Here is a 20,750-nt window from a genome sequence, read left to right as displayed (position 1 = left end):
AAACACAGCTTACGCGTGTGCGGTCGGCGCATCCTGAACGCCGGTGCCGCACCCGCCCCGATTCAGGAAGCCCCCTGTTCAGGAGCCCGGAGGACGAGCCGATTCAGGAGGCACTGCGCAGATGACCGGCGAGCGCCGCCGCGAACTGCGTCGGGTGTTCGAGGTGCGGCGAGTGCCCGCACTCCTCAAACGTGACCTCCGTCGCGACTCCCCCCGCCTGCCGATAGGCGTCCAGGACGGCACGGGTCTGGGCGATCATCGGCTGTGGCGGCGCCACCTCGGCACCGGGCCAGCCGGGAATCACGCCGAGCTGGCCGAGAAAGTTGATATCGAAGAACGAGGTGTCTGACACGATCGCGTCATCGGCACCGTGCACCCAGAGGATCGGTGGCTTGGTGTCGAGATCGACGATTCCACTGACGTTGAAGTAGCGTGGCGCCATGGTGTTCAGCACGCCGAGCTCCCCCGGGGCGAATCCCGGCCAGTTGTCGGATGCCAGCGCCGTACCCGGATAGTTTCCGTCGCCTGTCGCGGTGGTGAGCATCGACGCCACCCAGACATCGTCAAGGTCGGAGGAGAACGGCGGCTTCACATAGGCGGTCTGATAGACGCTGCGCGGCGAGGTTTGCTCATCGGCAGTCTCATCGCCGTCGGCCAAGCGCGCCACGAAGTCGGGGTTCGCGCCGCCCGCCCCCGTACCGGCATCGTCGTGGGTGAGGCGGCGGCCTTCGGCACCCGCCGTGCCGCCGAAGCCATAGGGCGAAACCGGCGACACGAGTGTGACGCTCGCGACGAGATCCGGGTGATCGAGCAGCAACTGCAGAACGACTCCGGCGCCCATGCTCCAGCCGACGAGGTGAGCGCGGGTCACTCCGAGTTGCTCGAGTGCTGCCGCCACATCGTCTGAATAGTCGCGGAGGCCTCTGGTGGCATCCACGGGCAGCGTGTCGGAGTTGCCGAAGCCGCGCAGGTCGAGGGCGAGCGCCCGCACGCTGTCGGGAAGGCTGCGCATCGTCGGCTGCCAGAAAAGTGCCGACGACACGTTGCCGTGCACGAAAACCGCTGTCGGCCCGGCACCGTCATCGTCGCCGCTGCGGTGACCGTGTCCGGTGCTCGGGCGTTCAAGCACCCCGGTGCGCAGGCGGTGACTGTCGATGGTGCCGGCAACGATGCCGTCCAGAATGAGCTGGGTCATGCGTGGTCCTCTCTCAGGCGGTGGCGCACGATGGCGGCGACCTCGGCCGCTCCGCGCTCAGACATGATGATGGTGTAGTGGTTGACGTTGTCGACCTGATGCACGGTGAGATTCGGCATGCGCGAGGCGTACTCCGAGACCACGGCCTGTCCGTAGAGCGCGATCGGCTCGTTCAGCAGACCGCGCGGCGCCCGCACGAAGTCGATCGGGAGCGTCAAGCCGGTCAACGCCTCCGCATAACCGCCTGACCCGTCGAGCTCCCTCACGTTTTCAGCCATCGCCTCGAACCGGGTCGATGCGCGCAGGAGCGGTTCCTCTCCCTCGAGGTCGTAGTCGACATACTCGGCCACATCGATCGTCCAGGCGTCGGTGAATGCCGGATGCGCCCGCCAGAATTCCTGATACCCGGCGCGTGAGGCAAAGGTGCGAGAGAGCCGTTCGGCGGCCGGGCCGAGCATCGCCTCCGGTTCCACGCCGGCGGGCCGCTCGATCGGCAGGCCGCCGTCGACCATCACCACAGATTCGACCCGGTCGGGATGCTGGTGGGCCAGGCAGACGGCGACAAAGGCTCCCATCGAATGGCCGAGAAGCGGCGCCCGTTCGATTTCGAGGGCATCCATCATCGCCGCCACATCGTCGGCGAGACGGCGGAGCCCCCAGGGGCCGGGGAGCGAGTTGCTGCGACCGCGGCCACGCAGGTCGGGGGCTACGACACGGATGCCGTCGAGTTGGCGGGCGACGACGGGCCAGCTCCGATGCGATGCGGTTATGCCGTGGATGGCGACGAGTGTCGGGGTGCCGGCGCGGTCCCAGCTGCCTCCGCTGAGCATCCCGCCGACCACCGGAACCGAAAAAGCCTGGTTGCTCATCTCGCTGTCCATCCTCCGTCGATCACATGGCTGGCGCCGGTGATCATTCCTGCGCTGGGGCCAGCCAGCCACAGCGCCATCGCCGCAACTTCTTCGGGTTCAACCAGCCGTTTGATCACACTCTCTGCCAGCATGACGTCACGCACAACATCCGTTTCGCTGATGCCGTGAAGCCGCGCCTGGTCGGGCAGTTGGGCCTCGACCAGGGCGGTGCGCACATAGGTGGGGTTGATGCAATTGCTGGTCACCCCGTGTTCGCCGCCTTCGAGAGCGGTGACTTTGGAGAGCCCCTCGAGCCCGTGCTTCGCTGCGACGTAGGCCGATTTGAATGGCGAGGCGCGCAGACCATGAACGCTTGAAATGTTGATGATGCGCCCGAACTCGCGCTCGTACATTGCGGGCAGTGCCGCCCGAATGAGCAGGAACGGCGCTTCGAGCATGAGGCGAAGCATCAACGCGAATCTGTCTGGATCGAAGGTCTCGATCGGGCTGACGTGTTGAATGCCGGCGTTGTTGACCAGGATGTCGCAGTCGAGTGTCACCCCGGCGAGTGCTTTCGTGTCGGCCAGGTCGACGGGCCAGGCGGTTCCGCCGAGCTCGGCGGCGAGCCGGGCAGCGGCGTCGGCGTTCAGATCGGCGATCGTCACCTCGGCGCCCGCGGCGGCGAACGCCCGAGCACAGGCTTCTCCGATCCCGTTCGCTCCCCCGGTGACGACGGCATGTCGCCCGCGCAGATCAGTCATCCGCCCGCCCCTCATTGTGTGCTGCGTGAAACCTATGATGGAAGAAACCGGGCCGTCAAGGGCGGTCACCGACAAAGGAGTCATCATGAACGCCACCGACGTCGTCATCCTCGGCGGTTCACGCACCCCGCAGGGGCGCATCAACGGCCAGCTCGCCTCGTTCACCGCCGTGCAGCTCGGTGCCGCGGCGATCACCGGAGCCCTTGCGCGCACCGGCGTCGCGCCGGAGCAGGTCGACGCGGTACTGATGGGGCAGGTGTTGCAGGCGGGATGTGGCCAGAACCCGGCCAGGCAGAGCGCGATCGCGGCCGGCATCCCCTGGAGCGTTCCGTCGATGACGCTGAACAAGGTGTGCCTCTCGGGGCTCGCGGCGATCATCGACGCGGCCAGGCTCATCCGTTTGGGCGAGGCAAATGTCGTCGTCGCCGGTGGCCAGGAGTCGATGACGCGTGCTCCGCACCTGCTCCCCGGATCCCGCCAGGGTTGGGCGTACGGCACCGTCGCTGCGCTCGATCACGCCGCGCACGACGGTTTGACGGATGCCTTCGACGGGTTGTCGATGGGGCTGTCGACCGAGCAGATCAACGGGTCACTGGGCATCCAGCGGCCCGAACAGGATGCCGTCGCCGCGGCCTCCCATCAGCGTGCGGCAGCCGCGGCTGCTGCGGGTCTCTTCGCCGACGAGATCACGCCGATCAGCGTGCCTCAACGTCGCGGGGAGCCACTGCTGCTCACCGCAGATGAAGGAGTGCGCGGCGACAGCACCGCCCTGACGCTCGGCGGATTGCGCCCGGCGTTCTCCCCAGACGGCACCATCACCGCCGGCAACTCGTCTCCGCTCTCGGATGGCGCGTCAGCAGTGGTGCTCACGAGCCGAGCCTGGGCCGAAGAACACGGCCTGACCTGGCTGGCTGTCGTCGGCGCATCAGGTCAGGTGGCCGGGCCAGACAACTCGCTGCACTCGCAGCCCTCGAACGCGATCGCCCAGGCACTCGGCAAGGCCGGCTGGGTCGCCGGCGAGCTGGATCTAGTTGAGATCAATGAGGCCTTCGCCGCCGTGTCGGTGCAGTCGACGAAGGATCTGGGGCTCTCGAGCGACCGGGTGAACATCCACGGTGGTGCGATTGCGATCGGCCACCCGATCGGGGCATCCGGTGCCCGCCTCGCGTTGCACGCCGCCCTCGAACTCGCACGGCGCGGATCGGGCAAGGCCGCGGTCTCGCTCTGCGGCGGCGGCGGTCAGGGTGAGGCGTTGTTGCTCTCGCGGTAGCTACTGCTCTCTCGCCCTCCACACCGACTTTGACCGTTGCGGTCGAGTTTCCCTGGTGTGCCGGGGAAACTCGACCGCAAGTGTCAAACTCGGCGCTCGACGCGAACGCGGGCGGGCGGGCGGGCGAGCGAGAAGGTCTTACTGCTGCGGCGGCACCGGGCCGGGGCCAGCGGGCCGGTTGGCGCGCAGCACCTCGAGTCGGGCCCGATACTCCACCTCGTCGATGTCCCCCTGCGCGAACCGCTCAGCGAGGGTCTTCTCTGCGCTTGAGGAGTCAGATGCCTGGCCCCAGTACGGATGCCCATAGCCACCGTCGTAACCGGCGCCCGGCCCCATTTGCCGCATACCGCGACGCCAGCGACGCCCGAAAACCGAGAAGATGACGATGAGAACGATGATCCAGAATAGGGGAAAGAGCAGAAAGAACCAGCCGGGTCCCCATCCCCAGCCGCAACCGAAGCCCGGATGGGCGAGCAACGCGGGAACTGTTGTCAGAAGTGCGGTCGACATGATGTGTCCAATCGTGGGAGCGGCCTCGTCGAGCCGATACCTTCAGAATCGTCGCTCGACGACCGGCGCGAATCTGCCGCTCGGCGTCACTTCGACTACTCCTCCGGGAGCAGCCGAAACCGGACACGATCGCTCAGGATGCAGCGCGCACCGGAACACGGCCGCCCAGAATGCAGCGCGCGAGTCAGAGCCCCGGGCTGACCAGTCCGGCTTCGAATGCGATGATGACCAGCTGCACCCTGTCGCGTGCACCGAGCTTCGTCATGATCCGCGACACATGCGTCTTCGCAGTCAACGGACTGAGAACGAGTCGCACTCCGATTTCCGCATTGGTCAGCCCGCGACCGACGAGGCCGAGCACCTCGCGCTCCCGTTCAGTGAGCACCTCGAGCGACGCGGCGTCACGGCTGTCGACCAGGTTCGCCGCCATCCGCTCCAGCAGACGCCGCGTGACGCCCGGCGAGAGCAGCCCGTCGCCGGCGGCCACCACGTGCACCGCCCGGATCAGCTCGGTCGGCTCGGTGTCTTTGACCAGAAAACCGCTGGCCCCGGCCCGGATCGCGTGAGCGACGTACTCGTCGAGCTCAAACGTCGTCACGATAACGATGTGCGTGGCCGACAGCGCGGCATCCTTCACGATCTGCTCGGTGGCCCAGAGACCGTCGCCGTCTGGCATCCGGATGTCCATGAGCACGACGTCGGGACGATGCTGGCTGACCTGCGCCACGGCCTGCCTTCCGGTCGCGGCCTCGGCGACGACCTCGATGTCCGCAACGGATTCCAGAAGTGCCCGAAACCCTGCCCTGATCAGCTGCTGGTCGTCGGCGATCACGACACGGATCTGCGCGTTTTTCATGCCGTCGGAGCCGTCGGATCCGGCGCCGACTGGCGCTCCGCCGCTTGAACCGGACTCCGTCTGAGGCACGTCTCTGCTGTCCGCGCTCACCGGCTGCCTCGCAGCGGGATGCGCGCCTCGATCTGAAATCCGCCGTTGGACCCTGCTCCGTAGCGCAGGCTGCCGCCGAGCAGCTCGGCCCGCTCACGCATGCCCAGCAGCCCGCCGCCCGGAATGATCGCACCGTGCAAAGCTGGCCCGTCGTCGGTGACACTGACGAGGTATCCGCTCTGATCAACGCCGATGAACACGGATGCCGCGCTCGACTCGGCGTGACGCAACACGTTGGTGAGAGCCTCCTGGCAGATCCGGTAGAGCGCCAGCTGCGTGGCAGCAGGCGCGGCCGACTCCGCATCGAGGGCGTTCACATAGGTCACGTCCATCCCTTGATCGCGGAACGTGTCGAACAGGGCAGGAAGTCCGGCGAGGTCCGGCTCGGGCGACAGCGGCGCGGCGCTCTCGCCCGCGGCGTCGGAGCGCAGGATTCCGAGCACCATGCGCACCTCGTCGAGAGCGTTCTTGCTCGTCGCCTTAATGCTGGCCAGCGCCTCGGCCGCTTTCTCCGGCTGCGAGTCGATCAGGTGCAAGCCGACGCTGGCCTGCACGTTGATCTGAGAGAGCGAGTGGCCGAGCACATCGTGAAGTTCACGGGCGATCCTCACTCGTTCACGCTGTTCGGCGTCGATGCGTCGGTTCTGCGCCGAGCGGCGCATCGACTGAAAATGTTCACGCCGCATCCTGATGATTTCGCCGATTCCCATCGCGAGGGCGAGCGCGAGCGTCGTGAAGGCGATCCGCAAAGGATGCAGGTTCGACCCGATCAGGGTGGCCACAGCGATGGTCGATACCCAGACGAGGGCGACGGATGTGTACACCCAGATGCGGGCGCCCCTCACGATGCCGAGCACGATCGCAAACGCGAGCGCGATGTTCGGGGTGCCGATGTCGGGGCGCAGAAGCACCAGCCCGGCGGCAGCGAGCGCGGCGACCAGGGCCACCGGGCCGGGAAAGCGACGCGCACCGATCAGGGCGAGGGGTCCGAGCAGAGCGCAGGCGATGGCCGCAATGACGTTGCCTGGGCCGGAGAAATTCACAGTCAAGAAGATGACGGCCGGAACTTGGATCAGAAACGAGACGACGACGGGGAGCCAGAGGCGCACCGCAGCCGGCATCCCGCCGCCGGGCCAGTTGCCCGGTCCACCGGCGCCGTCGCGCCCTCCGGGGGCGCGCTGCTGCCAGGCAGCGTCGGGAGCCCAGGGCGGTGGCATGTACCGATGGTACGTCTCGGGGCCGGGTTCGACATCCACCCCTGGGCGTCGCCCGACTACTCCAGGGGAGGTATGCCCGGATAGTGAGGGAAGCGGGTAGTGAGGGAAGCGGGTTGCGAGGGAGGCGCTAGCCGAACAGGTTGATCGGTTTGACGATGTCCGCGTAGATGAGCAGCAGGCTCATACCGCCGAGCACGATCACGACAGCGAAGGTGAGCGGCATCAGCTTGGCCATGTCGACGGGGGCGGGCTTCGCACGGCCGAAGAGCTTCGCGAAGGTGCGGCGGATCCCATCCCAGAGTGCTCCGGCGATGTGACCGCCGTCGAGGGGCATCAGCGGAATCAGGTTGAACACGAACAGCGCGATGTTCAGCGAAGCGAGCAAGCCGAGCATGCTCGCGATTTTGCTGGCCACCGGAATGGTGTCGATGCTGGCGATCTCACCGGCGACCCGGCCAACGCCGACCACGCTGATCGGGCCGTTCGGGTCGCGCTCGCCTGGCCCGAATGCCGCAGTGGCAACCTGCACCATGCGGTCGGGCAGGTTCGCAATCATGTGCACGACGGCCCCGATGTTGCTGCCGACCTGCGGAAGCACGGCGGAAGCGGGTTGCTGCACCAGTTCGCTCGCGGCGCCGATTCCGACGAAGCCGACATCCGTCAGCACGGGCTTTCCGTCGGCGCCAACCACGGCGGCGCCTGACTCATCGAGCGTGTAGCGCTCGGTCAGTTTGGGGGTGATGGTCAGCGTCCGCTGCTTTCCGTCACGCTCGACCACCACGGCGAGGGGGGTGCCTGGAGAGTCGCGAATGATCTCGGTGGACTGGTTCCAGCTCGTGATCGGGGTGCCATCGATGCTGATCAGTGTGTCGCCTGGCTTCAGTCCGGCGGCGGCTCCCGGTGCCTTTTCAGCGTCGGCTGCGCAGGTCTGTGATGTGCTCGTGGCGGGCAGCACGCAGGCAGAAACGCTGCCGACCGTGGTGCTGGCCTGAGCGGTGCCGAACCCCATCAACAGCACGGCGAACAGAACGACGGCAATCACCAGGTTCATGAACGGGCCGCCGAACATGATGACAATGCGCTTCCAGACCGGCAGCTGGTAGAACGCGCGGTGGTCTTCGCCCTCACCGATTGTGTCGGCGCTGGCCTGACGAGCGTCGTCGACCATCGTCACGATGGCATTCTTCTTGGGCTCGCCCTCTTGAATGAGCGTGTTGAAGATGCCGGTCGTCGCGTTGCGCGCGGCTCCCCCGTTTTTGTTCGGTGGGAACATGCCGATCATTGAGATGTATCCGCCGAGCGGAATGGCTTTGATGCCGTACTCGGTCTCACCCTTGCGCTTCGACCAGAGCGTCGGACCGAAGCCGATCATGTACTGCGTGACCTTGACCCCGAAGAGTTTGGCGGGCAACAGATGCCCGATTTCGTGGAGGCCGATTGAGACGGCCAAGCCGACGACGATGACGGCAACGCCCAAGATAAACAGCAATACGGTATCCACAGGCTCAGATTAGCGGCCCTAAGCTGCATGTCGCCTGGTTATTGGCTCTGTGCCACCTTGGCAGGGATACTGACCGAATAACGGCCTCGGGGCTGTCGTGAACGACCCGTCTGCACTTAGAGTGCTCGCTGAACCCGCGCGTGCATGTGCACGTCTATCTGAATGTTGGAGAGGACCCGTCGTGAGCCATCACCTCGTTGTCGGAGCCGGTCTGATCGGCCGCCCGGTTGCCGAACGTCTCGCCGCCCGCGGAGACGCCGTGACGATTGCGACCCGCTCGGGGTCGCCCGCCGCCGGCGTGACGGCGCGTGCACTCGACGCCAGCGATCCGGATGCGTTCAGTCACGCCGCCGCCGGGATGTCGACGATCTTCCTGTGCACCAACCCGAAGTACACCACCTGGGCCACCGACTGGCCGCCGATTTTTGACGCCGCCATCGCCGCGGCATCCGCTTCAGGCGCCAACCTCGTCGTCATGGGAAATCTGTATCCCTATGGCTCACCGACCGCACCGATGACCGAGCATTCGCTCCCTCTGACGACCGAGAAGAAGGGTCTCATTCGTCAAGCCGGCTGGGCGAAGGTGCGTGCCGCCCACGAGCGCGGCGACATCCGTGCCGTCGAGGTGCGGGCGAGCGACTACTTCGGGCCGGGTTCAGGGGGCACAGCGCACCTGGGCGAAGCGTTCTTCACCGCGATCCTCCGCTCGAAGACGGCGCACATCGTCGGTATCCCGTCGGTGAACCACAGCTGGAGCTATCTGCCGGACATCGCAACGACCCTGATTGCGGCGGCCGACTACGCGGGCGACTGGGGCCGCATCTGGCATGTTCCCAGCGGGTCTTACAACCGTGACGAGATTGCCCGGCAGCTCAACGTGCAGTACGGAACAGGGGGCAAGGTCTCCGGCTACCCGCAGTGGATGTTGAAGAGCCTCGGCGCTCTCAACCCGATGATGAAAGAAGTCTCGGCGTCGAGCTACCAGTTTGTCGTGCCCTACATCATCGATTCGACCGAGACCGAACGCGAGCTCGGCGTGAGTGCGACCGATTGGGACGAGGCCCTCTTCACGACGGCGTCAAGCTATCGGCGCAACAGCTCGGCCTGAGCGCTGAACGCGTGAACTGAGCGCGGGAGCGCCGTCGGGCCTCAGCCCGCAATCAGCCTGTCGGCAGCCGCCCGCGCCCACGTCTCCGCCGCAGCGAGCGATTCCAAACTCAGCTGGCCGTCGAGCTCGTGAGATTCAACCACTCGCTGCACGGTGTCGACGATGTCCAAGAAACCGATCCGGCCGGCATGGAACGCAGCAACCGCCTGCTCGTTTGCGGCGTTGAACACCGCAGGGTAGGTGCCGCCCGCACGCCCGACGAGCTTCGCGAGCTGCACGGCCGGAAAGGCTCCTTCGTCGAGCGGCTCGAACGTCCAGGACTGCGCGGTGGTCCAGTCAAGCGGCTTTCCGACGGCACCGACCCGGTGCGGCCAATCGAGACCGAGCGAGATTGGAAGCCGCATGTCGGGCGGCGATGCCTGCGCGATCGTCGATCCGTCGATGAACTCAACCATCGAGTGCACGATCGACTGCGGGTGAACCACCACATCGATCCGGTCATACTCGACGTCGAACAGCAGGTGCGCCTCGATCACTTCGAGTCCCTTGTTGACGAGAGTCGCCGAGTTCGTCGTGACGACCATGCCCATGGCCCAGGTCGGGTGCGCGAGCGCCTCGGCCGGCGTCACCTGGGTGAGCTGGTCGCGACTCCGCCCGCGAAAGGGGCCACCGGATGCCGTCAGCACGAGGCGACGCACCTCGGCTTGCGTTCCGGAGCGTAGGGCTTGCGCGATGGCCGAGTGCTCGGAGTCAACGGGCACAATCTGTCCGGGTGCCGCGAGCGACTTCACCAGGTCGCCGCCGACAATGAGGGATTCCTTGTTCGCCAACGCGAGCGTGCGCCCGGCCTTGAGCGCAGCGAGAGTGGGGCCGAGCCCCACCGATCCCGTGATGCCGTTCAGAACGACGTCGGCGTCGACATCCCGAACCAGCTGCTCGGCTTCGTCGGCGCCGAGTGCGGTGTTCTCAACCTGAAACTCTGCTGCCTGCTCATCGAGCAGATCGCGGTTGCGCCCCGCCGAGAGTCCGACCACGTCGAAGCGGGTCGGATTCGCTTTGATCACGTCGAGGGCTTGGGTGCCGATGGAGCCGGTCGATCCGAGGATGATTACTCTCTGCATCTTCACAATGGTAGGCCGTGGCGACGAACCGTTCATTGAGCCTGTCGAAATCCCGCGATGCAACCTCGAGATCGACTCATGCCAACGAGTGCATACAACGCGGGGTAGTGTCGATGCGTGACAAATGACGCCGAAGCAGCCGAGACGCCCGAAGAAGCCGGCGAAGCCAAACGGCCGGGACTCGTCTATTTTCTCGGCTACGGAATCATGGCTCCGATCGCCCGATTCGTCTTTCGCCCGACGATCACAGGTCGCGAGAACATTCCGAAAACCGGACGCGTAATTCTCGCGAGCAACCACCTCTCGTTCATCGACAGTTTGGTCATTCCGCTCACCGCACCCCGACGCGTGCAGTTTCTCGCCAAGAGCACCTACTTCACCGGCACTGGCCTGAAGGGCTGGATCTCGCGCACATTCTTCACCTCGATCGGCGCTGTCGGCGTTGAACGAGGTGCCGGCCAGGCCGCCCAAGACGCTCTGGATGCCGGTCGTCGCATCCTCGAATCCGACAGCGCGTTCGCGATCTATCCAGAAGGCACCCGATCACTCGACGGTCGCCTCTATAAGGGTCGCACGGGCGTTGCCTGGCTGGCCTTGACCACCGGCGCCGTCGTCGTACCCGTCGGGTTGATCGGAACGCAGGAGATCCAGCCCGTCGGAACCAAGGGCATCCGTATTCGCAAAGTCACGGTCAAGTTCGGCACTCCGATTGACGTAAGCACGCACGGCTCGGCGGAGTCCGGCAAGGCAAGGCGCCTCGCCACCGACGAGATCATGGCCGCGATCCACGAGCTGTCCGGCCAAGAACTCGCCGGTGTCTACAACGAATCTCCGCCGGCCGGCACTCTGCACAAGATCGCAGACAAGGTCTTTCCGCGCGAACGGCGCTGACCTCCCCCATCGCCACCCGAACCTCGCCATCGCACGAGAAGGGCCCCCGAAGTAGGGCCAGCAACGGGTCAGGCAGCATCACGAGGCCCGGTAGTCTCGGGGAATGACTGACGACGCTTCGAAGACGGCAGTTCCGATTGCCCGTCACCAGAAGCGCCTCTCCGTGTGGCGCTCACGTGTTCGCCCCCTGATTCAGGCGACGGCGATAACCCTGGCTGTGTTGCTCGTCAGCGGCGCCTCTGTCGCATCGATCGCATTCGCCAAGCTCAGCACCGCCGTCTCGAATAATGCAGTCGACATCTCAAACGGCACTGAAGAACCCGTGCCGCCGGCGGCGACCCTCGGTGCCTTCGAGGGCGGCTTCGCCATCCTCGCCGTCGGCGCCGACAATGCGGAGGGGCAGTTCGATGCCGACGAACGTCACGGCGGCACCCTCAACGACGTCAACATCCTCTTTCATGTGTCAGCCGACCATCAGAGCGCAGTCGCCCTCAGCCTGCCCCGGGATCTGGTCATCCCTCAGCCCGACTGCGTCGATCCGGTCACCGGCGAAGAGTTCGGGGCAGTGTCGGCACAGCCACTGAACGAGGCATACGGAAGAGGCGGCCTCGGCTGCGTCAAGAGCACCATCGAAGAGCTCACGGGTCTGTCGATTCCGTACGCCGCGGTCTTCACTTTTGCCGGAACTATCGCGATGAGTGACGCGGTCGGGGGCGTTCCGATTTGTCTCGACGAGGCAATCACCGATCCGGAATCAGGACTCGACCTTCCTGCGGGAACGAGCGTGGTGTCCGGGCAGCAGGCGCTCTCCTATCTGCGCGCACGCAAGAACGTCGGCGATGGCAGCGATCTCTCACGAATCTCGTCCCAGCAGGCCTATATGTCGTCACTCATGCGGGTGATGAAGAGTAGCGAGACTCTCACCAACGTGCCCAAGTTGCTGAACCTGGCCACGGCCGCGGCCGAAAACGTGAGTCTTTCTGAGTCACTAGCCCACCTCAACACCATGGCCAGCATGGCGCTCACCCTGAAAGACCTCGATCTGGACAAGCTCGTTTTCGCTCAGTTCCCCGTCGTCGAAGATCCCGACAATCACAACAAGGTGGTTCCTGACGAAGAACTCTCCGCGCTGCTCATGGCAAAGATTGCCGCTGACGAGCCATTCACCCTGAGCGTCGATTCGCTGAGCACCGCTGTCACACTCGATCCCGCCGTTCCGGTGACGACGCCGACCGCGCCAGAGGATGGCTCCACCGATGCAGCAACGACAGACCCCACGACGGATGCTGCCGCCACGACCGCGCCGACGCCCGGTCCTGAAATCATCAACGGCTTAAAGGGGCAGCTCGGCAGTCAGCAGACCTGCTCCGTGGCCAACTAGTTCGAAACGACGCCGCTCATTCGACGTTCACTGCGCTGGTGTTCGCGACACTGGTGTGTGGTTCGTGCAGCACCGGAAAATTGACGGATGATGCGATGAAGCACTGCCGAGCAGCCTCGGCATGCAACGACTGGGCCAGCTCCACCTGGGCCGGGTCGGCCACCGTGACCTGCGGCCGCAGCCGGGCCTCGGTGAAATGTCCTCCGCCGTCGCTGGTCTGCACCATGGTGCCGGTGGCGGCATCCGTGTAGGCAACAACCGTCACGCCGGCCCGCACGGCCGCATGCAGGTAGGACAGCATGTGGCACTCGCTCAGCGCAGTGAGCAAGAACTCTTCGGGGTTCCACCGGTCGGCGTTGCCGTGAAAGGTGCGGTCGGCGGATGCCGCGATGTCCGGCTTGCCGGCGGCAGAGACCGTGTGCTCACGGCCGTAGTCGCGGTAGCTGCTCGTTCCGGTTCCGCGGTTTCCCTCCCAGACCACCTGCACGGCATAGCTGTGCACTCCATTCAGAACTCCAGCCATGGTCTCTCCTTGCTCAGTGCAACGCACAGCGCCAACCCTCAGCGCAACGTTCAGCGCAACCCGCTCACATCGTGCAGCCAATTGTCGCAGGATCACCCCGGCCTTCCTGGTTCAAGTTGGTAAACTCGACCATCATGACTGACACCTTCGCCTCCGCCGCCTCCGCCAGCCCGTCCGCCGCGTATACGGTGCCGCAGGAACGAAGGGTCGTCACCGCCATCCCCGGCCCGAAGTCAGTCGAGATGCACAAGCGCCGTCTGGAAAGCGTCTCGACCGGCGTCTCGTCGACGCTCCCCGTCTACATCAAGAAGGCCAACGGCGCGATCCTCGTCGACCTCGACGACAACCACTTCATCGACCTGGGCGCCGGCATCGGTGTGACCACCGTCGGCCACACCGAGGCCAACGTTGTCGAGGCAGCCACGAACCAGGTGCAGGAGTTCATCCACACCCTCTTCACCATCACTCCCTACGAGGAGTACATCCGCGTCGCCGAGCTGCTCGCCGCGCACACCCCCGGTGATTTCAAGAAGAAGTCGGTGCTGATCAACTCGGGTGCAGAGGCTGTGGAGAACGGCGTCAAGATCGCCCGCAAGTACACCGGCCGCCGCGCCGTCGCAGTGCTCGACCACGCTTACCACGGCCGCACCGTGCTGACGATGGCCATGAATTACAAGGCAATGCCCTACGCGACAGGCTTCGGCCCACTCGCCAGCGATGTCTACCACGCACCGAGCTCTTACCCCTACCACGATGGTTTGAACGGGGCGGATGCCGCGGTACGCACCATCACCTACCTCGAGAAGGTCATCGGCGCCAGCGACCTGGCCTGCCTCGTTGTCGAGCCCATCCAGGGCGAGGGCGGCTTCATGGTCCCCGCCGACGGCTACCTCCCTCTGCTGCAGGAATGGTGCACCGCCAACGGCGTCGTGATGATCGCCGATGAAATCCAGAGCGGCATGGCCCGCACCGGCGCCTACTACGCCAGCGAGCACTTCGGCTGGGTTCCCGACCTCGTTCTGACCGCTAAGGGCATCGCCGGCGGGCTGCCGCTGGCCGCTGTCACCGGTCGCGCCGAAATCATGGATGCCTCGCAGCCCGGCGGACTCGGCGGAACCTTCGGCGGCAACCCCGTCGCCTGCGCCGCAGCAATTGCCGTCTTCGAATCGATCGAGCGCAACGACCTGCTGGCCGAGGGCGCCCGTATCGAGAAGGCGCTGCTTGCCGGTCTCGAGAAGTTGAAGAGCAAGTACGACATCATCGGCGACATCCGTGGCCGTGGCGCGATGATCGCCATCGAACTCGTGCAGCCGGGCACCGGCGACACCACCAAGCTGCCGTACGCCGCAGCCGTCTCGTCGATCGCCGCCTTCGCCGCACAGCACGGCGTGCTGCTGCTCACCGCCGGTACCTACGGAAACGTTCTGCGATTCCTGCCGAGCCTGGCCGTCACCGATGCCTTGATTGCAGACGCTCTCACGGTCATCGACCACGCCATCGCTGCACTCTAAGCGGCGTGGGGGAACACCAGGTGCAGACCTTCTCAGTCACCGACGCTGTCGAACTCGCCGTCGTCGAGCGCAACGGCTTCATTGAATCACGGCATGCGGGCTCCGCTGTCGTCTTGAACGGCGACGGCGAAGTGCTGCGCTCGCTCGGCGATGCCACGGCGCTGGTGTTCCCGCGTTCGGCCATGAAGCCGTTCCAGGCAGTGGCTGTGATGGCCAGCGGCGTCGCATTGCGCGGCACCGATGCCGCCGTCGCCACCGCCAGCCACAGCGGAACCACCAAGCATGTCGACCTGGTGAAGGGGCTGCTTGCCAGGGCCGGCATCGACGAGTCAGCACTCGGCTGCCCGTCCGCCTGGCCGGAAGACCAGGCGGCGCGCGACGCTCTCGTGCGACTCGGCGCCACCAAGGCTCCCGTTTACATGACCTGCTCCGGCAAGCATGCGGCGATGCTCGTGGCCTGCGTGCAGAACGACTGGCCGCTTGAGGGCTATCTCGCCCCCACGCATCCGCTGCAGAAGCGCATTCTCGATGTGGTCGAACGCTTCACCGGCGAACGCCCCGCCACGTCGGGCATCGACGGATGCGGCGCCCCGGTTCACGCCCTCACGCTGACCGGTCTGGCCCGTGGCATCGCCCGCATCGCCACCTCCCGGTCGAACTCACCGTTCGCCATCTACCGCGAGGCCGGCTTTCTTGCCGAGGCAGTGCGCGAGAACGGCTGGGTCGTCGCTGGCCCCGGCCAGGCGGACACCGTGTTGATCGAACGCCTCGGCCTGTTCGCGAAGTTCGGCGCGGAGGGCATCATGGTCGTCTCGGCCCCCGATGGTACGACCGTCGCGCTCAAGACACTTGACGGCAGCTTGCGGGTCGGTCCGATCGTCGCGCTCAGTCTGCTGGTGGATGCCGGTGCACTCGACGCCGCTGCCGTCGACGCGGTGCGAGCCGAGTTGCACCTCGATGTGCTGGCGGCCGGTCATCCGGTCGGAGAGATCCGCGCGAGCTACGTTTAGGCCTGGCTCGCTCGGGTTGGCGCTCACGGGCGCATCCCGTTGGCCAGGCCGCCCGCGGCCGTCTCGAGACCTCCGGCGGCCAATCTTCAGACGCAACCCAAGTCCGCAAGATCGGCCCGCCGGGTCTCGACCCGATCGCGGGCGGCCTCCTCGACCAACGAAAATGGCCACACACCTCCTCGATCAGGTGAGCCGACCTCGAGACCGGGCGACATGATTTCGACAAACTCAATCGCCGCGCACGGGCGTGCCGGAGTAAGGATTCTCAGCCTATTGTGGCGTTGACGCGGTGTACTGAACCTCCCGCGTCAGTTTCGACCTCCTCGGAAACGGGGCACAATGGCATCCGACCGCACCGCATCTGCGCCAGACACCTCGCCAGCGTCAGACGCAGGCTCTGAGTCCCGCACGCCAATTCCGGCAGTCGGGTCGGCGCCCTCCGCACTCGCCGTGCGCCCTCGCATCGGCCTCCTCGCTCTCGCGCTCGGCCTCGCCGCCACCCTCATCGCGCTGACCGGGTCCTGGATCCCCTCGCTCTGGGGCGACGAGGCAGCGAGCCTGATGGCGTCCACGCGCCCGCTCCCCAGCCTGTTCACCATGCTTGGACACGTGGATGCCGTGCACGGCACCTACTACCTCGGCTTGCATGTCTGGATCGATATGTTCGGAACGTCGCCGTTTTCGATTCGGCTTCCGAGCGCTCTTGCTGTCGGGGCGACGGTCTGCGCGGTGGTGCTGATCGCCGACCGGTTGAGTACCCCCACCGTCGCCGTCGTCGCCGGCGTCGTCTGCTGTGTGCTCCCCCGGGTGACCTACATGGGTGAGGAGGCACGTTCCTTCGCGTTCAGTGCCGCCATCGCCGCGTGGCTCACCCTGATCCTGATTGAGTTGCTCCGCCGGCAGCGCCCGCCCCTTGCTCTCTGGATCGCGTATGGCCTGCTTCTCGTGCTCGGCATCTACGTCTTTCTGTACCTGGCCCTCTTTGTGCTTGTGCACGCGCTCATTCTCGCTCGGGCGCATCCCCCGCGCCCGATGGTCTGGGCCTGGTTGGCGACGAGCGCCGGCGCGTTGCTTCTCGCCGGCCCCCTCTTCGTGCTCGCATTCTTTGAGCGAGCGCAGATCTCCTATCTGAGCACCGACTCGGAGGTCGGCTTCACCACCCTCACCGTCGGCCTCTGGTTCGGCGAAGCCTGGTTTGCCGTTGTCGCTTGGCTTCTCATCGGGGTGGCACTCGGGGTGCGGATGCGTCAGGGCTGGCTGCTGAGGCACAGCCGGCTGAGCACGCGGAGCCGGCCGACGGGAGGCGGTGGGCCACCTCGACGCCAAGCCGACGAGGGCACCGACTCGCTCGAGAACCCCCAGCTACCCAGCCTGGAGTTCGTCGCCGCCAGTTGGCTTTTTGTTCCGACTGCATTCCTCGTGCTGATGAACCTGGTCTTCGCCGGGTTCACCGGGCGTTACAGCTCCTACAGCGCGCCGGCCGCCGCCCTGCTGATGGCCTCGGGTCTTGTCTGGCTCGGGCGCAACCGGCGCTGGCGCATCCTGGTCGGAACGCTGCTGATTATTGCGCTGGCGGTGCCGATCTATTGGGAGCAGCGGGGTCCGCATGCGAAGAACGACAGCGATTGGGCCGCCGTCAGTGCCGTCGTTGAGACGCACGCGATGACCGGTGATGCCGTGGTTTTCGACGAGACTGTTCGTCCTTCCCGGCGCCCTCGACTGGCTATGCACGCCTACCCCGCCGGGTTCGTTGGATTGCGTGATGTCGCGCTCGACATACCCGCTGTCGACAACAACACCTGGTATGACCGGGCCTATCCGATCGAGACGGCGATTGGGCTCGGCAGGCTCGAGGGGATGGATCGGGTCTGGCTGATCAACTACTCCGACCCTGGCCACACCGACGTCTACGCGGTCAGCGCGCTTACCGCGCTCGGCCTCACCGCGACAGACCACTTTCGCACTCATCGCAGCGTAATCACCCTGTATGTGCTGCCGTCCGGCTGACCCTCGCCGCGCCTTGCCTTGCACTGGCCGGCTCATCCTCGTTGGTCGAGCGTGTCGAGACCGGGCGACCGAGTCTGCGGGGCTTGTCCGGTTCGTTGATCGAGCGTGTCGAGACCTCGCAAGCCGTCTTCTAGTCCTGTCCATCTCGTCCATCCCGTTGGTCGACCATTACAGAGACCTCGTGCGCCGATCTCGACACCGGTGTTCACCCCGTCAGGTTCCCAGCACCGTCCTCCACAGTCGTCCGTTCGAGAAGTTGCTCACGGATGCGTGCAATCTCGGGTTTGCGTCTTCCCCGTTTTCTAGTCTTGAAGTATGCACACCCTCACCGATCAGCTCCGGCAGGCCGCCCTCGCGTCCGCCGACATCGGTGACGGCGCGGCCGGCTATGCGGCCCTCAACGAGCCGGACTTGCTCGACTCCCAGAAACAAATCGCACGGATCCGACGCAACTACGACACCCATGCGGCGTGGGTGGCCGGGGAGATCGCCCGGCGTTCCTCCCGGGAGCTGGGCTTTGCCGGTCTTGCCCAACGCCACGGCTTCCTCACCCCGGAAGCGTTGATTCAATCGGAGACCGGGGGCACCCGGGCGGAGGCGGCGAAACTCGTCGCGGTCGGCACTCTGATGACCGACACCGAGGCTGCCGAAGAACTACAGCAAGCCGACCCGGGTTCCCCGTTCGCCACGGTGCCCTGGCTCGCCGTCGTCGCCGGCGCGGTCCGTGCCGGCACCCTGTCGATCGATGCGGCGGAGGCGATCCGCAAGGGCCTGGGTGACATCGACCCGGGCGTCCCGGCCGAGAAGCTCGCCGCCGCCGCACAGTTCCTGCTCGAAGAGGCCGCCACGATGAATGCGGACCAGTTGCACCGCCGGGCCCGCCGGCTGCGCGACGAGCTCGACGCGGACGGCATCGCCCGGCGGGAGAAGACCCAGCGCGACGCCCGCAGCTTCCGGATCTGGCGTCAGGACGACGGGATGTACCGGGTGTCGGCGCTGCTGCCGCCGGAGGACGGCCGCCTCGTCGAGTTGATCGTCGATGGGGCGACCTCGCCGCGGCGCGGCGGCCCCCGGTTCGTGGACCCGGCGACGCAGGCCCGCGCCGACGCGTTGCGCGATGACGAACGCAGCACCGAGCAGATCGCCGCCGATGCGATCCTGGCGCTCTTGCAACTCGGTGCGGAGGCGGACCCGAACACGGTGTTCTTCGGCCGCCGGCCCACCGTGCGGATCCTCGTCACCGAACACGACCTCGCGCACACCATCCCGAACCCGACTGTTCCCAACGCGGTCAGCCCGTCATCGGCCGGGTCGCCGCTGAGCGGCACATCCCCACCCGGCCCTGCACGAGTCGAATTGACCGGGTCATCGCTGGCCGAGTCTTCACATCCCGGAGCGTCACCGACCGGATCAACGGCCCTGGCCACGCTTCCAGGGTTGCCGCAGCCCGAATCGTCAACGGCCGAGTCGTCACCCACTGGATCACCAGCGAACGGATCGACACCGGCCGAACCACTGGCCGGATCACCACCGACCGGATCACTACCGGCCGGACTGACCGGAGTGCCTCTCACTGGATCACCGCTGATCCCCTCGTCACCACCCAGATCGTCGCTGGCGGGTTCACTACCGACCAAATCGACACCGACTGAGCCGACCCCGACCTGCGCGGCCCCGCCCGGGCACGGTCAGATCGAGGGACACCCCGACCCGGTCTCGATGGACACCGTGAAACGACTGCTCTGCTCCGGCTACACCGGCATCGAGTTCGACGACGACGGCCAATGCATCAACGTCGGACGCGACCAACGCCTCTTCACCGCCCGGCAACGCACCGGTCTCGCCGCCCGGGACGGGGGCTGCCGCTGGCCCGGCTGCGACCGGCCCGCGTCCTGGTGCGAAGCACACCACATCGAACATTGGAAAGCCGACCACGGCAACACCGATATCGCCGACGGGATCCTGCTCTGCAAAGCCCACCACTTGCTGCTGCACGACAACCACTGGCATGTGTTCCGCACCGGCGCCGACTACTGGCTCCTCCCACCCCTGGCGGTCGACGCCGACCAGACACCGATCCCGATGCCGAGCAAGAGCCCGCTGATGCTCGAACGGTTCCCGCCGCAACACCCGACGGAGCACCCGACGAAACTGACCGGCTGAACCTTCGGTGGTCGAACCCGTCGAGACCCCCGCCGACCGGCTTTCGGACACAACCATCGGTGTGGAGATCGGCCCACCCGGTCTCGACAAGCCCGACCACCGGAATGGAGATCGCCCCACCCGGTCTCGACAAGCCCGACCACCGGAATGGAGATCGCGCCACACGGTCTCGACAGGCTGGACCGCCGGCCCCGCCGAGACCGTGTCACCTCGCCTCAGGAGTATCAGCTAGCGGCCTCTCGGTTGACGCCCGACGCAATGCACCCCACTCGCGCCAGATCAACCAGATGATCAACAGATCAAGCACCATGAGTAGCGCGAGACCGACACTCGGCGAGCGCACCAGTGCGAAGAGCTGATAGAGCGCGAACAGCCCCAATACGCCCAACGCATACGGGTAGACCCAGCGATACTCCTTGAGCAGACAGTAAACGAGCACAAGTTTGACGACCCCATGCGACAGCAGAAAAAAGATGACAAAGACCGGCGGCCCCTGAGCCAGATCGCTGTCGAACCGTCCGGCAACGTGAGCCACGAAAACACGCACCGAGCGATCGTCGGCGTCGACCTGCTCCAGTGGAGCCAGCAGCGAACGCAGCATCCCGGGCGCGAACCAGAGCAGCAATCCGGCGACAACTTCAAGGAGGCCGTCGACACCTTTGAGAACGAGCCCGATCCGATAGACAAGTTCAAGACGGCGATTGCGCGCCGTGCGACGGGAGGTGGATGCGGCATCCATTCGCTCATCAAACCATGGCAGCCTCGCGTCCAACCAGGAAATCCG

General features: G+C 65.9%; 18 protein-coding genes. 8 read left to right on the top strand and 10 right to left on the bottom strand.

Going from position 1 to position 20,750, the window contains the following annotated elements; translation table 11 throughout:
• Positions 1 to 103: 103 nt before the first annotated feature.
• The 3 genes from ABD791_RS19805 to ABD791_RS19795 are packed head-to-tail and all read right to left on the bottom strand — an operon-like array spanning position 104 to position 2,807.
• The gene (locus tag ABD791_RS19805; RefSeq protein WP_345069607.1) at positions 104 to 1,195 is read right to left on the bottom strand and encodes an alpha/beta hydrolase; all 1,092 of its coding nucleotides are present in this window, start codon (positions 1,193 to 1,195) and stop codon (positions 104 to 106) included.
• Positions 1,192 to 2,064 carry an alpha/beta hydrolase gene (locus tag ABD791_RS19800; RefSeq protein ID WP_345069606.1) on the bottom strand — a complete coding sequence of 291 codons (873 nt, stop codon included), beginning with the start codon at positions 2,062 to 2,064 and terminating at the stop codon, positions 1,192 to 1,194. The genes ABD791_RS19805 and ABD791_RS19800 overlap by 4 nt, the downstream gene beginning before the upstream one ends.
• Positions 2,061 to 2,807 carry a 3-hydroxybutyrate dehydrogenase gene (locus tag ABD791_RS19795; RefSeq protein WP_345069605.1) on the bottom strand — a complete coding sequence of 249 codons (747 nt, stop codon included), beginning with the start codon at positions 2,805 to 2,807 and terminating at the stop codon, positions 2,061 to 2,063. The genes ABD791_RS19800 and ABD791_RS19795 overlap by 4 nt, the downstream gene beginning before the upstream one ends.
• Positions 2,808 to 2,892: 85 nt before the next feature.
• Between ABD791_RS19795 and ABD791_RS19790 the strand changes: the two genes are divergently transcribed.
• Positions 2,893 to 4,077, top strand: a complete 1,185-nt coding sequence (locus ABD791_RS19790) for an acetyl-CoA C-acetyltransferase (protein WP_345069604.1) — start codon at positions 2,893 to 2,895, stop codon at positions 4,075 to 4,077.
• Positions 4,078 to 4,215: 138 nt separating this feature from the next.
• On the opposite strand, the gene ABD791_RS19785 is transcribed toward ABD791_RS19790, so the two are convergent.
• The 4 genes from ABD791_RS19785 to ABD791_RS19770 form a co-directional block, all read right to left on the bottom strand.
• Complete coding sequence (locus tag ABD791_RS19785) at positions 4,216 to 4,587, bottom strand: SHOCT domain-containing protein (protein ID WP_345069603.1); 372 nt, start codon at positions 4,585 to 4,587, stop codon at positions 4,216 to 4,218.
• Positions 4,588 to 4,771: 184 nt separating this feature from the next.
• Positions 4,772 to 5,443: a response regulator gene (locus ABD791_RS19780; protein WP_345069602.1), complete on the bottom strand. Its 672-nt coding sequence runs from the start codon at positions 5,441 to 5,443 to the stop codon at positions 4,772 to 4,774.
• Between the two features lie 86 nt (positions 5,444 to 5,529).
• Complete coding sequence (locus tag ABD791_RS19775; protein ID WP_345069601.1) at positions 5,530 to 6,750, bottom strand: sensor histidine kinase; 1,221 nt, start codon at positions 6,748 to 6,750, stop codon at positions 5,530 to 5,532.
• 127 nt (positions 6,751 to 6,877) lie between these two features.
• A complete protein-coding gene (locus tag ABD791_RS19770) occupies positions 6,878 to 8,251 on the bottom strand; it encodes a M50 family metallopeptidase (RefSeq protein ID WP_345069600.1) in 1,374 nt (457 codons plus the stop codon).
• Positions 8,252 to 8,432: 181 nt separating this feature from the next.
• Between ABD791_RS19770 and ABD791_RS19765 the strand changes: the two genes are divergently transcribed.
• Positions 8,433 to 9,359, top strand: a complete 927-nt coding sequence (locus ABD791_RS19765; RefSeq protein ID WP_345069599.1) for an NAD-dependent epimerase/dehydratase family protein — start codon at positions 8,433 to 8,435, stop codon at positions 9,357 to 9,359.
• 41 nt (positions 9,360 to 9,400) lie between these two features.
• Here the strand turns inward: ABD791_RS19765 and dxr are convergent, their stop codons facing one another.
• Positions 9,401 to 10,480 carry a 1-deoxy-D-xylulose-5-phosphate reductoisomerase gene (gene dxr, locus ABD791_RS19760; RefSeq protein ID WP_345069598.1) on the bottom strand — a complete coding sequence of 360 codons (1,080 nt, stop codon included), beginning with the start codon at positions 10,478 to 10,480 and terminating at the stop codon, positions 9,401 to 9,403.
• 117 nt (positions 10,481 to 10,597) lie between these two features.
• On the opposite strand from dxr, the gene ABD791_RS19755 reads away from it, so the two are divergent.
• Positions 10,598 to 11,371, top strand: a complete 774-nt coding sequence (locus ABD791_RS19755; RefSeq protein ID WP_425562276.1) for a lysophospholipid acyltransferase family protein — start codon at positions 10,598 to 10,600, stop codon at positions 11,369 to 11,371.
• A 103-nt stretch (positions 11,372 to 11,474) separates the two neighbouring features.
• The gene (locus tag ABD791_RS19750; RefSeq protein WP_345069597.1) at positions 11,475 to 12,752 is read left to right on the top strand and encodes an LCP family protein; all 1,278 of its coding nucleotides are present in this window, start codon (positions 11,475 to 11,477) and stop codon (positions 12,750 to 12,752) included.
• Between the two features lie 16 nt (positions 12,753 to 12,768).
• Here the strand turns inward: ABD791_RS19750 and ABD791_RS19745 are convergent, their stop codons facing one another.
• Positions 12,769 to 13,275 (bottom strand): OsmC family protein, encoded by a 507-nt coding sequence (locus ABD791_RS19745; protein ID WP_425562275.1) that lies wholly within the window; start codon positions 13,273 to 13,275, stop codon positions 12,769 to 12,771.
• A gap of 134 nt (positions 13,276 to 13,409) precedes the next feature.
• On the opposite strand from ABD791_RS19745, the gene gabT reads away from it, so the two are divergent.
• From gabT to ABD791_RS19725, 4 genes are all read left to right on the top strand, one after another.
• Entirely contained in the window at positions 13,410 to 14,786 is a 1,377-nt protein-coding gene (gene gabT, locus ABD791_RS19740; RefSeq protein ID WP_345069596.1) for a 4-aminobutyrate--2-oxoglutarate transaminase, read from the top strand.
• A 20-nt stretch (positions 14,787 to 14,806) separates the two neighbouring features.
• Positions 14,807 to 15,796: an asparaginase gene (locus ABD791_RS19735; protein WP_345069595.1), complete on the top strand. Its 990-nt coding sequence runs from the start codon at positions 14,807 to 14,809 to the stop codon at positions 15,794 to 15,796.
• A 339-nt stretch (positions 15,797 to 16,135) separates the two neighbouring features.
• On the top strand, positions 16,136 to 17,803 hold the full coding sequence (locus ABD791_RS19730; protein WP_345069594.1) for a glycosyltransferase family 39 protein: 1,668 nt from the start codon (positions 16,136 to 16,138) through the stop codon (positions 17,801 to 17,803).
• 315 nt (positions 17,804 to 18,118) lie between these two features.
• A complete protein-coding gene (locus tag ABD791_RS19725) occupies positions 18,119 to 19,966 on the top strand; it encodes a DUF222 domain-containing protein (protein ID WP_345069593.1) in 1,848 nt (615 codons plus the stop codon).
• Between the two features lie 205 nt (positions 19,967 to 20,171).
• On the opposite strand, the gene ABD791_RS19720 is transcribed toward ABD791_RS19725, so the two are convergent.
• Complete coding sequence (locus ABD791_RS19720; RefSeq protein WP_345069592.1) at positions 20,172 to 20,705, bottom strand: DUF2127 domain-containing protein; 534 nt, start codon at positions 20,703 to 20,705, stop codon at positions 20,172 to 20,174.
• Positions 20,706 to 20,750 lie beyond the last annotated feature (45 nt).

This window comes from Glaciibacter kafniensis (genome assembly GCF_039538945.1).
Lineage (GTDB): Bacteria > Actinomycetota > Actinomycetes > Actinomycetales > Microbacteriaceae > Cryobacterium > Cryobacterium kafniensis.
Note: the sequence above shows the minus strand (reverse complement) of the source record. Positions and strands in the feature narration are given on the sequence as shown.